General features: G+C 68.0%; 16 protein-coding genes. 7 read left to right on the top strand and 9 right to left on the bottom strand.

Annotated elements, in window-relative coordinates; genetic code table 11:
• Positions 1-93: 93 nt before the first annotated feature.
• Positions 94-405: a hypothetical protein gene (locus tag OG700_RS06715; RefSeq protein ID WP_405621500.1), complete on the bottom strand. Its 312-nt coding sequence runs from the start codon at positions 403-405 to the stop codon at positions 94-96.
• Positions 406-652: 247 nt separating this feature from the next.
• Here OG700_RS06715 and OG700_RS06710 point away from each other — a divergent pair, with 247 nt between their 5' ends.
• Complete coding sequence (locus OG700_RS06710) at positions 653-1,093, top strand: dihydrofolate reductase family protein (RefSeq protein WP_405610352.1); 441 nt, start codon at positions 653-655, stop codon at positions 1,091-1,093.
• Here OG700_RS06710 and OG700_RS06705 read toward each other — a convergent pair.
• Entirely contained in the window at positions 1,080-1,985 is a 906-nt protein-coding gene (locus OG700_RS06705) for a helix-turn-helix transcriptional regulator (protein ID WP_405610349.1), read from the bottom strand. The two genes, OG700_RS06710 and OG700_RS06705, sit on opposite strands and share 14 nt — an antisense overlap.
• A gap of 102 nt (positions 1,986-2,087) precedes the next feature.
• Here OG700_RS06705 and OG700_RS06700 point away from each other — a divergent pair, with 102 nt between their 5' ends.
• Positions 2,088-2,687, top strand: a complete 600-nt coding sequence (locus OG700_RS06700) for a short chain dehydrogenase (protein ID WP_405610346.1) — start codon at positions 2,088-2,090, stop codon at positions 2,685-2,687.
• Positions 2,688-2,706: 19 nt separating this feature from the next.
• Here OG700_RS06700 and OG700_RS06695 read toward each other — a convergent pair whose 3' ends face one another.
• Positions 2,707-3,309, bottom strand: a complete 603-nt coding sequence (locus tag OG700_RS06695) for a TetR/AcrR family transcriptional regulator (RefSeq protein WP_405610343.1) — start codon at positions 3,307-3,309, stop codon at positions 2,707-2,709.
• Between the two features lie 93 nt (positions 3,310-3,402).
• Here OG700_RS06695 and OG700_RS06690 point away from each other — a divergent pair, with 93 nt between their 5' ends.
• The 5 genes from OG700_RS06690 (at position 3,403) to OG700_RS06670 (ending at position 7,129) form a co-directional block, all read left to right on the top strand.
• A complete protein-coding gene (locus OG700_RS06690; protein WP_405610340.1) occupies positions 3,403-4,323 on the top strand; it encodes an NmrA/HSCARG family protein in 921 nt (306 codons plus the stop codon).
• 126 nt (positions 4,324-4,449) lie between these two features.
• Complete coding sequence (locus OG700_RS06685) at positions 4,450-5,121, top strand: hypothetical protein (RefSeq protein ID WP_405610337.1); 672 nt, start codon at positions 4,450-4,452, stop codon at positions 5,119-5,121.
• Positions 5,122-5,191: 70 nt separating this feature from the next.
• A complete protein-coding gene (locus tag OG700_RS06680) occupies positions 5,192-5,800 on the top strand; it encodes an SMI1/KNR4 family protein (RefSeq protein ID WP_405610334.1) in 609 nt (202 codons plus the stop codon).
• A 244-nt stretch (positions 5,801-6,044) separates the two neighbouring features.
• Positions 6,045-6,584 (top strand): winged helix-turn-helix domain-containing protein, encoded by a 540-nt coding sequence (locus OG700_RS06675; protein WP_405608181.1) that lies wholly within the window; start codon positions 6,045-6,047, stop codon positions 6,582-6,584.
• On the top strand, positions 6,581-7,129 hold the full coding sequence (locus OG700_RS06670) for a transposase (RefSeq protein ID WP_405621498.1): 549 nt from the start codon (positions 6,581-6,583) through the stop codon (positions 7,127-7,129). Before OG700_RS06675 ends, OG700_RS06670 begins: the two co-directional genes overlap by 4 nt.
• Before the next feature lie 27 nt (positions 7,130-7,156).
• On the opposite strand, the gene OG700_RS06665 is transcribed toward OG700_RS06670, so the two are convergent.
• The 6 genes from OG700_RS06665 to OG700_RS06640 all read right to left on the bottom strand — a co-directional run bounded on the left by OG700_RS06665 (position 7,157) and on the right by OG700_RS06640 (position 13,918).
• Positions 7,157-8,017, bottom strand: a complete 861-nt coding sequence (locus OG700_RS06665) for a hypothetical protein (protein WP_405622260.1) — start codon at positions 8,015-8,017, stop codon at positions 7,157-7,159.
• A gap of 71 nt (positions 8,018-8,088) precedes the next feature.
• Positions 8,089-8,766 (bottom strand): TnsA-like heteromeric transposase endonuclease subunit, encoded by a 678-nt coding sequence (locus OG700_RS06660; RefSeq protein WP_405610331.1) that lies wholly within the window; start codon positions 8,764-8,766, stop codon positions 8,089-8,091.
• Positions 8,767-9,030: 264 nt separating this feature from the next.
• On the bottom strand, positions 9,031-10,530 hold the full coding sequence (locus tag OG700_RS06655) for an ATP-dependent nuclease (protein ID WP_405610328.1): 1,500 nt from the start codon (positions 10,528-10,530) through the stop codon (positions 9,031-9,033).
• 36 nt (positions 10,531-10,566) lie between these two features.
• Complete coding sequence (locus OG700_RS06650) at positions 10,567-11,352, bottom strand: hypothetical protein (protein WP_405610325.1); 786 nt, start codon at positions 11,350-11,352, stop codon at positions 10,567-10,569.
• Entirely contained in the window at positions 11,349-12,398 is a 1,050-nt protein-coding gene (locus OG700_RS06645; protein ID WP_405610322.1) for an ATP-binding protein, read from the bottom strand. Before OG700_RS06645 ends, OG700_RS06650 begins: the two co-directional genes overlap by 4 nt.
• Positions 12,395-13,918, bottom strand: a complete 1,524-nt coding sequence (locus OG700_RS06640; protein WP_405621496.1) for a Mu transposase C-terminal domain-containing protein — start codon at positions 13,916-13,918, stop codon at positions 12,395-12,397. Before OG700_RS06640 ends, OG700_RS06645 begins: the two co-directional genes overlap by 4 nt.
• Between the last annotated feature and the right edge of the window lie 277 nt (positions 13,919-14,195).

Here is a 14,195-nt window from a genome sequence, read left to right as displayed (position 1 = left end):
CCTGGCCCGGCCCGTGGTGTTCGGCGAGTTGGGTGGGGCCGGACGGGGCGGACATTGACGAAGAGTCGCGAGTCGCGAGTCGCGAGGGGTGAATCACGATTCGCGACTCGCCCGAGGCCGTGGGGGCGGCACGTCCCCGACCGTGAGCGTGTGGACCAGCCGGGCCACCAGCACGCGCGTCTCCTCGAAGGTGGCCTCGCTCAGCGCGGGTGCCCGGACGAGCGAGCGCATCACCCCGATGCCCATGAGCAGCGCCCCCATCAGTTCGGCGCGCAGCGCGGCGTCGTCGCCCTCCAGCCGCTCGGCGAAGTCCGCCAGATAGCCCGCGCAGAGCCGGCTGCGCAACTCGTCGCGTACGGCGGCCGGTCGGACGAGCGCAGCGCCGAACGGATCGGCGGGCTGGATCCACGCTCAGTCCAGCTGGCGCGAGCGCACTAGGGCGTGTTGCGAAAGTAGCGCCGTCCGCCCGAAGGGCGGGGCCGACGGCGTCTGGTGCGTGCGATCGCAAGGCGGAGGATCGTTCTCGTACTGGACGTACTTGGATGATTCCGACAACGCGGCGAGTGCGCGTGCCAGGCGTCGTCGGCCAGGCGGGACTTTCGAAACACGCCCTAGCCTCACCGGCGGGGAGGCCGACCGGGACTCCGACATCATGCGCGAATGGTTCGAGGCGACCGGCGCCGTGGTCATGGGGCGGCTCATGTACGACTCGGGGGAGGGGCACTGGGCCGACAACCCACCGTTCCGCGCACCGGTCTTCGTCCTTACCAACCGGCCACGGCCCACCGTCGTCAAGGAAGGCGGCACCAGCTTCACGTTCGTCACCGACGGCATCCACAGCGCGCTCGACCTGGCCAAAGCCGTCTCCGGCGGCCGTAACGTCGACATCGCCGGCGGCACCGACACCTTCCAGCAGTATCTGAGGGCCGGTCTCGTGGACGAGCTGCAACCGCATGTGATCCCCGTGCTGTTGGGCGCCGGTCTCCGGCTCTTCGACAGCCTCGGGCCGGGCGCGCACGACCTGGAACCGATCCGTGCGCTGGACACCCCCGGCGCCACCCACGTCAAGTACCGCGTCCTCAAGCGGACGTAGCGGCGAGGAGCCCGAGCGCCGCCTCGGACGGGGAGCCGGGCTCGGCGCCGTACACGGCCACGCGCTGGCCCGCGTCGTTCGGCAGGGTCATGAATTCGACCATCAGCGTCATCGTGCCGACGGTCGGGTGCCGGTACGTACGCGTGTCCGTGCCGCAGTCGCCGACCGAGTGCGCGGCCCACAACTCGGCAAACTCCGGGCAGACGAGGGTCAGTTCGTCGACGAGCCCGGTCAGGCCGGGGTCGTCGGGGAAACGGCCCGCGATCAGGCGCAGATCGGCGACGGTGGCGCGGGCCTTACGCGTCCAGTCACCACGGTCACCGCACTCACCGCGGTCGTCGCGGTTGCCCCGGTCACCCCCGTCGCCGTACAGCGCCCGCGTACGCGGGTCGAGAAACACCAGCCGGGCGATGTTGGGACGGTCGCCGGGCCGGTCCGGGGAGCCGATGCCGAGATGCCCGGCGAGCAGCGCGTGCGCCGCCGGATTCCAGTCGAGGATGTCGCCGAAGCGCCCGAGCACCAGGGCGGGTACGTCTCCGAACGACCGGATCATCATCCGTACGCCGGGACGCACCCGCTCGGGCGCCGCCTCCCGGCGCGGCGGCTTGGGCCGTGGGCGGGCCAGCGAGTACAGGTGGGCTCGTTCGTCCCCGTCCAGGCGCAGCACGCGTGCGACGGCGTCGAGCACGGAGTCCGACGCGTTCGGGCTCTGCCCCTGCTCAAGTCGCGTGTAGTAGCCCGCGCTCACCCCGGCGAGCTGCGCCAACTCCTCGCGGCGCAGCCCCGGCACCCGGCGGCGGCCTCCCCCGTACGTCGGCAGCCCAGTGTCCTCGGGCCGGAGCAGAGCCCGCCGTGACCGCAGGAACTCGCCCAGGTCCGCGTGTGTCTCCATGCGCTCCAGTATCGGGGCGCGCCGCCCGTCCAGCCTGTACCTGTCAGGGGTGGTCTTGGCGGAGGGATGGGTACGACCGCCGGGCCGTCGCAGCATGGCGCCATGAGAATTCTGGTGATCGGTGCCACGGGCACCATCGGAGGCGCGGTCGCCGACGCGCTGGCCGTGCGGGACGAGACGTACGAAGTGCTGCGTGCCGCGCGACGCGGCCCACTGCGCGTCGACCTGACCGACCCGGCCTCGGTCGACGCCCTGCTCGAAGCGGCCGGTCCGCTGGACGCGATCGTGTGCTGCGCGGCGAGCGGCGCGATGGCCCCGCTGACCGCGCCGTCCCACGACTTCTGGACCGGCCTCGACGGCAAACTGATCGGCCAGGTCGACCTCGTACGGCGGGCTCTCGCCCACGTACGCGACGGCGGCTCCCTCACCCTCACGAGCGGCCGTTTCGCGGAGCCCGTACCGGGAAGCTCGCTCGGACATCTGGTCAACGCCGGGCTGGAGTCCTTCGTCCACGCGGCGGCGGTCGAAATGCCGCGCGGTGTACGGCTGAACGCGGTCGGTCCGGGTTGGGTACGGGAGACGCTGGCCGCCCTGGGCAGGGACCCCGCGCCCGGCACCCCGGCGGCCGATGTGGCGCGCGTCTACGTGGACGCGGTCGAAGGCACGGCCCACGGCCGGACGCTCACCGTGCCCCCGCGATGACCGCCCCCGCGCCCCACGGCTACGCCCGCCGCAGCCCCTCCATCGCGAACGACAGCAGCCGTTCGGCCTGCGCCGCCGACGTCTGCTCACCGGCCCACGCGACCGCGTTGACCAGGGCGTAGAGGTCCGCGGCCGTGGCGTCCTCGCGTGCGTCACCGGACCGTTGGGCCCGCCCGAGCAACCGCTCGCCCGCGTCGAGCACCGACCGGCAGGCCGCGTACAGCTCGGAGGTCTCGTCCTCCAGGGCGCGCATCAGCGAGGTGGCGAGACCTCGGTACGCGGTCGTGTGCGTTATCGCCGTACGCGCCCACAGCAACAGGGCCTCGTGCGGCGACGGGTGGTCCATCAGCTCGTGCGCGGTCGCGGCGAGCGCGCGCATGCGGTCGCCCAGCAGCGCCTCCAACAGGGCCTGGCGGGTGGGGAAGTGGGCGTACAGCGTGCCGTTGGCCACGCCCGCGCGGCGGGCGATGTCCTCCAGTGACGCGCCGGTGCCGTGCTCGGCGAAGGCCGCGCCCGCTTCGGTGAGCAGCCGTTCGTAGTTGCGGCGCGCGTCGGCGCGCATCCGGCGGCGGGGCGTGGGTCCGTCGGGTGCGGCAGACGCGTCGGGTCCGGCGGTGCCCATGCGTGACCTCACTTGCTAAGTCGAGACAGTCTCAATATATTTCTCCGGAACGCTTTCCCGAGACAGTCTCATCTTAACGAAGCGAGAGCATCCGTGAGCCCCCAGAGCGCTGTGCGCACCACCACCCCGACCGTCCTCGTCACCGGCGCGACCGGACGGCAGGGTGGAGCCACCGCCACTCATCTCCTCGCCGCGGGCCGCCCGGTGTGCGCCCTCGTGCGCGACCCCTCGGCCCCCGCGGCGAAGGCGCTCGCGGCGGCCGGTGCCGAACTCCGTACCGGAGACCTCGACGACCCGGACTCCCTGACCGCGGCGGTCGAGGGCGTCCACGGCGTCTTCGGGGTCACGCCCGACGACCTGGACGCCGAGCGCGAGATCCGCCGGGGCCGCGCCCTGGTCGACGCCGCGGCCTCGGCCGGTGTCGCCCACTTCGTGTTCGCCTCGGTCGGCGGCGCCGAGCGGGGGACCGGCGTCCCCTACTGGGAGAGCAAGTGGCAGATCGAACGCCACCTCCGTGCGAGCCGCCTGCCGGCCACGGTCCTGCGCCCCGTCCGTTTCATGGAGAACCACACCATCCCCGGACTACCCGTGGGCGGCATCGTGGACGGCGTCCTGATCCACCTCTTCCCGCCGGACGCGCCGGTCCAGCTCATCGCCGCCACCGACATCGGCGCCTTCGCGGCCCTGGCGTTCGCGAAGCCGCACGACTATCTCGGCCGGGCGCTCGAACTGGCCGGGGACGAGCTCACCCCCGCGCGGACGGTCGAGATGATCGCCCGCAGCCTCGGCCGCGAGGTCCGCTACCGCCAGGTCCCCCCGGACGCACTGGGCCTGACCCCCGACGGCGCGCGGGCCTTCGCCTCCGAGCGGGGCCTCTGGCAGGCGGACATCCCGTCCCTGCGTGCCCGCCATCCCGGCCTGCTGGACTTCGCCACCTGGCTCGAACGGGGCGGCGCGGCGCGGGTGGCCGAGCTGTGGCCGACGAGTGAACGCCCGAACACCTCAACAGGATGAGACGGGACGTGACCTGTCGCAGTGAAGGTTGAGCGTTTCTCACCGAAGGTTGAGCGATTGATCGCGCGGTCTGCCGCTCGGCGAACGTGCGATCTGTTGTCGGTGGCGTGCGCTTGGATGGGCCGCATGACCGTTCACGACGTTGCCGAGGCCCTTCCTGATATCCCGACGCTGCGCGACCGGTGTCGGTCGTTGGCCATGCTTGAGACCGTGCTGAATCCTGACGGTGAGCGTTACTACTCATTCAGCCGGACCTGGTCCGAGACGGAGGAGATAGCCTCCATGAGCAACGGCTCGGGGGACGAGTTCGACGTCATCTTCTCCGCGGCGGGCGCATATGTCCGGGGCTTCGACCATGAGTCGGCGATGAGTCCCTATGTCGACGACGAGCCTTGGCCAGGCGTCGTGGACTCGGTTCCCGAGGTGTTCCGCAGTTGCGTTGAAGAGCCGGCCTTCACGGACGACGGAATGCCGGTGGTGACGGCCTGCGTGTGGCGTGAGGCGGGAAGCGAGCACTGGCGGGCGGGAGTGATCGACTTCCCTGAGGACAGCGACGACCCTGACGGCTCGGGTTGGTTGTTCAACCTGCTGGTCGACGCATCGCCGACGGCATTCCAGAAGTTCGCTGAGGACTACTACGAGATCCCGGTCGACATCGAGGCGGTGCGCCACGTGTATGCCCTTCGCCCACTGACCCAGGACGTGGTCACCGCTTTGAACGACAAGGTATCCCTGGCGGGCATCGCCGAAGCCGCCGCCGCGATCGGCTATGCCATCGCAACTGACTCGGCTCCCTGACCTGCACTTGCCGGAGATGCTTCGCGGGTGCCGAGCGTACCTGTCAGAGCTCCTTGAGAGACTTTCGACCATGACCTCGATTGATCATGAAGTGCGGAAGTCGTGGGATCGTATCGACGCCTGGTGCAGAGATCGTCTGCAGAGGGCCCCCGTAAGGGCGGCTGCGGACGAGGGTCAACTCCGTGCGGTCGAGGCGGATCTTGAGGTAGCACTTCCCACCGAAGTGCACGAGTGGTGGACCCTGGACCGTGTCAGCGCCGACTACTGGATCCCTGGATCGTTTGCACCGGTGGGCCTGGAGGAAGCCCTGGAAACGAGAGAGATCTGGTTGCTGGTCGCGGAACAGGAAGGGGCCTCCTTCGATGCGAACGGCGAACCAGAACCGCGGTTCCTGCCGTCGTTCCTGCCGATCGCGATGAGTCCTGGCGGTGACGGACTCATCGTCGACCTGCGGCTCGGCGATTCCTATGGCTCAGTTTTCCTGTGGAACCACGAGACGTGGGTGCTCGGGGCACCGCTGTGGGGTTCGGTGGTTTTCATGCTCCAGGACATCGCTGCCGCACTCGAATCAGGGACCTCGGCCCTGCTCCGGCATGCCGCCCTCGGCGGCACTGAAGAGGGATGCGTCGCTGTCGTGGACGACGCCGGCGATCTGGTCTGGGAGGTAGCAGAACACTGATTGTGTGCGCCCCCTTCGAAGTCGTCCACAGCTCCTGACCGCGGGTCAGGGATCTTCGGAGGGGTTGACAACAAGACTGGCAATACGCCCTTGTTGACAGGTGGCACGGCGATTTGGTGACAACAACCACGGCACCTAGACCACGAAAGATCCGGTCAGACCCCCATCAGGTGACAACTACTGACCTTGAAGTCGTCTTGTCGTAGGGGCTGACGGTTGGTGATCGTCGCGGTATGCCGGAGGTATGAGGTATCCGCAGGGTGGGGGTCTGACCGCGGAGAGGCAAGCATTTCGCGAGCGGGTCCGGATGGAAGCGGTCGCCATGTTCGCCGACGGACGTGGCAGTACGGAGATCGCGAAGGAGTTACGGGTCAGCGTCCGGTCGGTTCAGCGGTGGCGGCGGTCCTGGCGGGAGGCCGGCCAGGACGCGGTCCGTTCCCGCGGCCCGGTGTCCCGTCCGAAGCTGAATGACCGACTGTTCGCGGTGCTCGAGGAGGAGTTGGCCAAGGGGCCGGTCGCTCACGGCTGGCCGGACCAGCGGTGGACGCTCGCCCGGATCAGGACGTTGATCGGCCGACGGTTCCATAAGTCCATGACGCTGTCGGGGATCTCCCAGATGCTGCGGCGCCGTGGCTGGAGCCACCAGGTTCCGGCCCGTCGTGCCGTCGAGCGCGACGAGGCAGCCGTCGCCGGCTGGGTGAAGGAGGTGTGGCGGCACCTGGAACCACCGCGGCGGCGCTCGGGGCCTGGATCGTCTTCGAAGACGAGGCCGGATTCTCGATGACGCCGCCGACCTCACGCACGTGGGGCAGACGCGGATCCACCCCGGTCATCCGCGTCCGGGGTCGTTCCCAGCGTCGCTTCTCCGTGGCAGCCCTGTGCTGCTACCAGCCCGGCGAACGCTCCCGCCTGATCTACCGGCCCAAACGGCATACCGACCACAAGAGCGGTGGCCGCAAGAGCTTCGCCTGGACCGAGTACCGCGACCTCCTCATCGCCGCCCACCAGCAGCTCGACGGACCCATCGTCCTCATATGGGACAACCTGAACGTCCACAAAGACCGCCGCATGCGGGCCTTCATCGACGCACAGGACTGGATCACCGCCTACCACCTGCCGCCTTACGCACCCGACCTCAACCCCGTCGAAGGCATCTGGTCAGTACTCCGTCGGACCACCCAGGCCAACACCGCCTTCACCGACCCCGACCACCTCATCCGCCGGCTACGGCACGGCCTCCGCCAGATCCAATACCGCAGCGACATCATCGACGGATATCTCACCGGGACCGGTCTCACACTGACGACACCACGCCTACAACCTCAGTAACCCAGCACGGCACAGACTCATATCGCATTATTCGGGGTCAATGCCGCTTCGACTCGAGGCCGGATTCGTGGTGGGCGTCGCCCGGGCCACCCCAGTGCAGGCGACTACTGCTGTAGTCGTGGCGTCGAGGAAGAGCATGAACGTCCACGACGCGTCGGCGGCGTCGATGCGGCCGATCCGGAGAAGGACGTCTCCCGTCTGGTCGAGGATGTTGACGGTTTCTGCAAGGGCTTGTGTCTGCTGACCGCGCTTCTGGGTGATCCGAAGCCTGGTCCGGTAGGTGTGCATGACCTGGCTGGCGGGGACCAAGCCGTCCCAGATGACAAAGGCGCCTCCGCTGAGTAGGGCGTCGCGCGCTGGACCACATGCCGTTGTCTGCTCACCGAGCAGCGCGGCGAGATCTTCACGCGTCATGCCCGGACCTCGTGCGTTGGGTCTACTTCGGGAGCCGGACGGGTCCAGAGTGTGAGGTCGCTGCTGGTGGCAATGGCGAGGGTGCGTCCGGACGGCGAGAAGCCTGCGGCCAGCATCCTCCTCCGCGTTCGGATCGACGCCGTGCAGGACCTCCAGGATGTGGCCCTCCCACCACAGAGCCTTCTCCCGCGCGTGCTCCGGAAGCGCCTCCAGCAGCGACACCGGCGGCAGCGGCATCCGCGCCGGGCTGCTGAGCACCTCGAAGCTCTCATCGCCCAGCAGCACCGCCAGCGGAATCTCCCGCGGTGAATCGTCCTCCTCTGCCAGCGTCACCGCCCGGGCGGACACTGCGAGCACCGCCCGCACTTGTCCGGCGAACCGGACCCGATCGCCCACTCGGATCGCCGCCGGCCTCGACAATCTGCGCATCTGGCTCCCTTCGCCGCGCGTGCCCGGCCGCGGACGCAGCAGCAAGCCACGGCTCCGACTCTCGAACTGAGGCCCGATGGCTGTTCCATCCGACGTGTGCACCACCGTGCCACCGGTCAGCAAGGCCCGCCGAGGTCAGCGCGTAGTACCCCGGTCCACATCAGGTGGAACAGCGCCGGCAGGACACGCAGGACGTCCCCGGCCTCCTTTGCTCCCGCCCGCAGCCCATGAGGCTGCCGGAAGACCTCCACCAGACGCTCGACGATGTCGGTCTCACGGCCGCACCGCCTGTGCCGGTAACGGGCCAGCCACCGCAGATTCGCCATGAACACCGGATCCGGGACACCGACGTGCGCAAACTCCCAGCCCACCGCCGAACAGGCCCGCTCGGTCGCGGCGAACGCTTCCGCGGTCCGCTCGTCTACATCGTCCTCGGCACGGACATCGACCACGCGGGCGCGTCCGTCGGCCAGCCGTACGAAGTAGTCAGGCGCGTGCCGCCGCTTCTCTGCCTCCTCGCGCCAGTGCAGCCAGAACGGCTGTGAGGCGATCCCCACCACGTCCGGTGCGAAGTCCAGTAGGATCAGCCGATCCCGCTCCAGCCACGACTCGTAGCCCACATGGTCGCCGGTGGTCACCGCGTAGTACCAGCCCGCGAAGCTGCGGTCACCTTTGTTCCACCGGAACCCGCGTACGGGCGCTACGTCCTCGAACCGGACACCCCACCCGGAGCCCAACGCGGTGCGACGACGCCGGCCGCTGTCGAAGAAGTCCAGGTCAAAGGCGCCCAGCACGGGATCGCCGTACGCGCGTAACGGTTCCCCCACCGTCTCCCCAGACAGTCAGCCTTAAATGATCACTCAACCTTCAGTGAGAAAACCTAGCGGTCACCAACCTTCGGTGACAATGCTCAACCTTCGCTGCGAGAGATCAATGCTGTCCTGTCTCAATGAAGTTAGGCGCCCGTCTCGCGCTGACCTGCGCGGACTATGTTGAATGAGACGGTTCTCGGACAGCCGGGGTGCCCCCGGGGTGGGCACAACCCGGTTCTGTCGACTTTACGGCTGGTTGCCGTCCCGGCGGGGAAGCTTGTCGCCGATTGCCTCGACCAAAGCCTTGACCTCCTCGGGGAACCTCCGGGCCCAGGTCGTCAGGAACGCGCCCTTGACGATGTGGCCGGAGGTGAAGTCCAGGTCGCCGCCGATCTGTTCCCAGATCATGTGTCTGTCCCAGTTGGTCAGCGCGCGTCCCCTTACAACCTTCTTCACTCGCTCTTGGTCGTGCAGGTCGAGATGGAGGGCAAACGCGAGTCGACCTGCTTCCTCGTCGAGACAGTCCAACACCCGTTCCAACACGTGAGCTTCGGGATAGCTGGATCCAGGGAGCGTGAAGATCCCCTTATCCGGGTTGGCGCGTTCGTCCTGGTCGCCGTCGAGGATGCAGATCGACGGATAGGTTGCAGTGGGGTCAATGTTGTGATGGGTGTTGACCTTGATGGCTGGGTCGTGTCCTCCCATCGCATGCACTTTGACCTCGTCGAGCTCGATGCCACCATGGCTGCGCAGAGCGGTGAGGACCATGAGTTCGGCGAAGGCGTCCTCGACGAAGATTGCGAGCTTGGCTTGGATCTGTCCGGTGATGGTCCGCAGGGCTTTGACGTCGAGCTTCCCCTGAATCACGTTGCCCTGAAGGGCTGCCCAGATGGCTTTGGAAGGCAGCGGCGCGAGCGCGTCGTTGGAGTGCGTGGTGAAGATGACCTGGCAGGACTTGCGGTGGGCAACGCCGATCAAGTACTCAACCATGCGCTGAGTGGCCATCGGGTGCAGGCCGTTCTCGATCTCCTCGATGAGGATCATGGCCCCGGGCGAGGCCGCTTCGACCTCGGCGACGATCCGGATGACGCTGGCCTCGCCGGCACCGAAGTGGAACTCGGAGTACCCGTCCCCCCGAGGGGTAAGCCCGGAGAAGAGCGAGACCTTGCCCGCAGTGTCCACGTAGAGCTGCCGGAATCCCTCAATCGGCTTGGACAGGATCTTTGCGACATGCTGCGTGACCTCGGGATCAAGGGTCACTTCGCGGGCGGCGGCGAAGGACCCGCCGATGGCGGCCTTGAGCTTGGACCGCTCCGTGGCGGGCAGAGTCCGCTCGACTCCGAACACCAGCACTTCGCGTTCCAGGGCGGTGCGGTTCCACTTCAGTTGCTTGAAGCTGGCGGTGCGTGAGACCGACAGGCGCGGCGTGTGCTCCTTGTCGATGAGCTCATACTCGATCGACCAGTTCTGCATGCTGGCGTCGTACTTGCCGCTCTTGGCGAAGAATCGTCCCGGTGAAACACTCTTGTAAGCCAGCGCCGCCGCCCCCAGGACGGTGGTTTTGCCTCCGCCATTCGGCCCGACCAGCGCGGTGACGGGGAAGTCGAAGGTGACCTCTCGATCCGTGAACCCCCGGAGCTTCCGCAAAGTTAGCCGTTTGAGGTATTTGCCGTAGTTTTCCTTGGATGCCTTGGTCTCCAAGTCGGTGATCACGCTCGGCCGGACTTCGCTCTTGTAGTCAGCCACCACTGCCCCCTATGTACCTCTCGACTGTTTGTTGGTTCATCGTCCCAGATCTGATGAAGTGAAGGATGGCCCGTCGCCCAAGCCCGGCGGGACTGTCTTCATTGGGATGGTCGGCGCTCGAACAGATGGTGGGATGGGCCGTAGCGAACTGGCTGTTCGCTGAGGCGTGGGGGACCTGCGACGCTGTTTCGCGATCTCCCACTGTTGCTGGAGCCAGGCAAGGTGGCGGCGGCGTTTGGAGATGTAGAGACTGAGCGTCGCGTAGGAGACGGACGTGTCGTGGTCGTCCATCAACGCGGTCCAGATGTCTCGGGTGCCGAGGCCCACGTCGAGCATTGTGTCGATCAACGGCGCGACCGGACGAGTCACTGGGATCGGATGAGGCGGGAGGTCGCGGGACAGGGGCCGGTTGCGGGTGAGGGTCTCTCGGACGGATTTCTTCGGGACGCCGTAGCGGTCGGCGAGCTGCCGGAGGGTCAGGCCCTCGTCGCGGGCGGCGTCATGCAGCTGGAGGTAGAGGTCCGGCTGCATGCTTGCGAGGTGTGCCCTTCCCGGCCCTGGCCGATAGCGGCGGCGCGGAGTACTCACATCGAGCAGCGCCTGCTCCAGGTTTGCGATCATGCGCCCGGTGACGTCAGCGAGGCGTTCGACGCGCGGCTTGCCGAACCAGAATGGCGGTCCGCAGAGGAATCCGTGCAGGTAGCTGGGCCTGAGGTGGTTGGCCCGGGCGAGGCGTCGGATGAAGGAATCGGTTCCCTCACCGAGACGCGGTGAGACCTGGATGGGAAGCCGGGCCAGACGTCCCGGGAAAGCTTCGGTCACCGGGTGACCGCGTCCTTCAGCAGCTTCCTGGGGGTTTCGGCGGCGTGGTCCAGGGGGATCGCGTCGAGCCCCTCCTTGGTCACGCGTTCCGTCCCGTTGAGGATCGCGTCGATCGCGGCGCCCCGGATGGCGTGGGACAACGCACCGATCATGCCGTCGGCTCGGTTATGAAGGTAGCGGTCCAGCTTGACCAGGCTGCCCAGCGGGTGATCATGCAGGAGCAAGGTCTCCTCCATGGTTGCCACCAGCCCCTTCCACTCGTCGCCGTAGGGGAATGGGCGGGTGGGGACGAGGGTGAAGCGGCCGGCGATCTGGGCACCTCGGGTGCCTGCCAGGAGTTCGCTGGTTTCGAGGCCGATGCCCGCGTAGACGAACGTCGCAGGGATGCGTTCGGAGAAATACTTCAAGGTGTCTGAGACCTCGCCGCCAGCCCGTGTGACCTGCGAAACGTTGTGAATCTCGTCCACGAGGACCAGCCCGGTGCGGGTGTCCGTGCAGACGCCGACCACTGCCTCGATGATGTCCGTCATGTTCGACCGGGGCCTGACCGGCAGGCCCAGGAAGCGGGCGAACTCGGCGGCGACCATGCGGGCGGTCGCGGCGGGCGGGACGGTGATGTAGAGCACCGGGATGCGGTCGGCAACGTTCGGATGGCGGGCCCGGTCGAGGAGTTCATGGGCGAGCCCGAGCTGGGTGATGGCGCTGGTCTTGCCTGTGCCGGGCAGGCCGGAGACCATCAGACCGCGGCGAGCGCTGATCGCATGACGGTTGAGCAGGACCAGCCGACGGCCGCAGACCACCGTCTTCTCGACGAACGAGGTGGCGACGACGAGCATCCGGGCGTGATGGTTGAGTCGGTCCTCGTCGTAGAGAGCCCGCCCGGTCGGGGACAGCCCTCGCGACTGGCCGGGAGACAGCAGAGCCGGAGGTTCGGGCGGGCCGTCGACGAACCGCCGCCATCCCTCCAGGGTGGTGAGCTGCCGGTTGGCCACGGCATCGGCCTCTTGCAGGGCAGTATCCCGGCCTGCCGGTTCAGGGATGGTCACGGGCGCCTCCAGGGGTTCGCGAGCGGGTCGAACAGGCCCAGTGGGATGACCTTGGCCAGCTCGGTGTCCGCCGCTTCATCCACCGGGGTCTCGGCGGCAGGCGGGTCGAAAATCGGCCGGTCGGCGGTGGTGGCGCGGGTGCGGGCGGCGACGCGGCGATCGCGGCGGGAACGCTTGGCCGGACGGTCCTTCTCTGGGGATGGGCCGTCATGGGCTCGCCGCAGTAGTGCTGCCGTGGCGTCCGCGATCTGTTCCTCGGTGCCGCCGGGAACCTGTTCGCAGGCGTGGTCCCAGGCCATTTCGCCGAAGGGGACGCCGACGCGGTGCAGGTGTTTCCAGAACACGGTGATCCACCGTTCACGACGGCGATCGCGTACCCAGATCCGGGAGATGTCGTAAGGGTCGTGGTGGATCTCCCACAAGCCCTTCTTCTCCATCACCCCGGAGTGCTGGCGGCGCATAGGGTTCAGCTCGCCGTCGTCGTAGGTGCGGTGCTTGATCCGGATGCCGTAGGCGTTGATCGCCTGCCACCGCTCAGGCAGCAGCTCGATGTAGTCCTCGCCGTTCAGCGGGACCGGAACATAGCCGCAGGACTCCACCAGCGCCGCGTACTTCTCGTTCGGCGAGAACGCTCGCTTCGGCGCGTCCGGGTCCCGTAAAGCGTCATGTGGCCTGGATTGCCAGACGGCGACGATCCACTCGTCGAGAAGGTTCTGCAACTCGGGCAACGACCACAGCGGCCCGTCTTCCAGCTTCCGGCCCCGGCGGTCCGTCGACCGGCCTGTGTAACCCGCGACGAACTGAGCGAACAGAGTGGCGATCGAGCCCAGTGTCTTCTCGATCGTGCCCTTGTCGGTAGGCGTCGCTTTATGGGCAGGTTGCAGGTTGATGCCCAGATAGCGGCAGGAGGCGCGGAAGTTGTTCGAGATGAACACCTTGCCGTGGTCGCAGACGATCGTCTCTGGCACGATCACCGGCCGTGCGGCCGCGTGCTCCAGGCGGTCGTCCAACGCCAGGAGTCTCCGGTGCGGCAGCACCGAGCGAGACATCCGCAGGGCCTCCGACCAGCCCGGGCGCATCGTCTCGGGGGTGACACTGCGGGCCAGCAATGCGGAGGCGTCGGCGGCCTTGGTGGTCGGCCGCAGCACTGCCGCGGTGATCGACCTGGTCGCGATGTCGACCATCGCCGTCAGCTCGACCTTCTCGGCGATCCCGTCATCCAGCCGAACCAGCACATCCAGCGGGGTGGAGTCGATCTGCATCAGCTCGCCCGGCGCGCTGGCCGGCACTTCCCCGAACGGCCCAGGCGGCCGCAAGGCGATCGAGCGGCGGGTGCGGGCTGATCCGGTGGCGTGCGTGCCCGTGGCCAGCTTGTCGAACAGCCGGTAGAGCGTGGCCCGAGAGGGCATCTCGACGGCGGCGGTGTCCTCTCGGTCAGCCAGGATCTGCTTCGTCCGCCAGACGATGAATCCGATGGTCCTCGACGACGCGTCGGCAGCCTCGGCGATCGCTTGCCGCATCGCCTCCACCACCGCGGGGTCGACCGTACCGAAGGCCGGCATCTGTTTGGCCGACCGGCCGTCCGCCAGCCCGACCAGCCCGTCGCGCTGGTAACGCTGCCGCCGTTGCTTGATGCCGCTGGCCGTCACCGTGTGCCCAACTGCCGTCAGCTCCGCCGCCTTGGCCACCTCGCGCTGAGCCAGCGAGGTCTGCCTCGGGTCGAACTCCGGACGGGGAACAGCCCCATCCGGAGCATCCGGGGGCAGACCCTGCAGGACCTCCAGGATGTGCCCCTCC

Origin of the sequence: Streptomyces sp. NBC_01508 (assembly GCF_045040315.1) — a bacterium.
Taxonomy (GTDB): domain Bacteria; phylum Actinomycetota; class Actinomycetes; order Streptomycetales; family Streptomycetaceae; genus Streptomyces.
Note: the sequence above shows the minus strand (reverse complement) of the source record. Positions and strands in the feature narration are given on the sequence as shown.

What these genes read in the sequence shown, in the direction of transcription:
- OG700_RS06710 (WP_405610352.1), top strand. Translation starts at nt 653, where the DNA reads ATGCGCGAATGGTTCGAGGCGACCGGCGCCGTGGTCATGGGGCGGCTC.
- OG700_RS06705 (WP_405610349.1), bottom strand. Translation starts at nt 1,985, where the DNA reads ATGGAGACACACGCGGACCTGGGCGAGTTCCTGCGGTCACGGCGGGCT.
- OG700_RS06700 (WP_405610346.1), top strand. Translation starts at nt 2,088, where the DNA reads ATGAGAATTCTGGTGATCGGTGCCACGGGCACCATCGGAGGCGCGGTC.
- OG700_RS06695 (WP_405610343.1), bottom strand. Translation starts at nt 3,309, where the DNA reads ATGGGCACCGCCGGACCCGACGCGTCTGCCGCACCCGACGGACCCACG.
- OG700_RS06685 (WP_405610337.1), top strand. Translation starts at nt 4,450, where the DNA reads ATGACCGTTCACGACGTTGCCGAGGCCCTTCCTGATATCCCGACGCTG.
- OG700_RS06680 (WP_405610334.1), top strand. Translation starts at nt 5,192, where the DNA reads ATGACCTCGATTGATCATGAAGTGCGGAAGTCGTGGGATCGTATCGAC.
- OG700_RS06675 (WP_405608181.1), top strand. Translation starts at nt 6,045, where the DNA reads ATGAGGTATCCGCAGGGTGGGGGTCTGACCGCGGAGAGGCAAGCATTT.
- OG700_RS06670 (WP_405621498.1), top strand. Translation starts at nt 6,581, where the DNA reads ATGACGCCGCCGACCTCACGCACGTGGGGCAGACGCGGATCCACCCCG.
- OG700_RS06640 (WP_405621496.1), bottom strand. Translation starts at nt 13,918, where the DNA reads ATGCGGCAAGCGATCGCCGAGGCTGCCGACGCGTCGTCGAGGACCATC.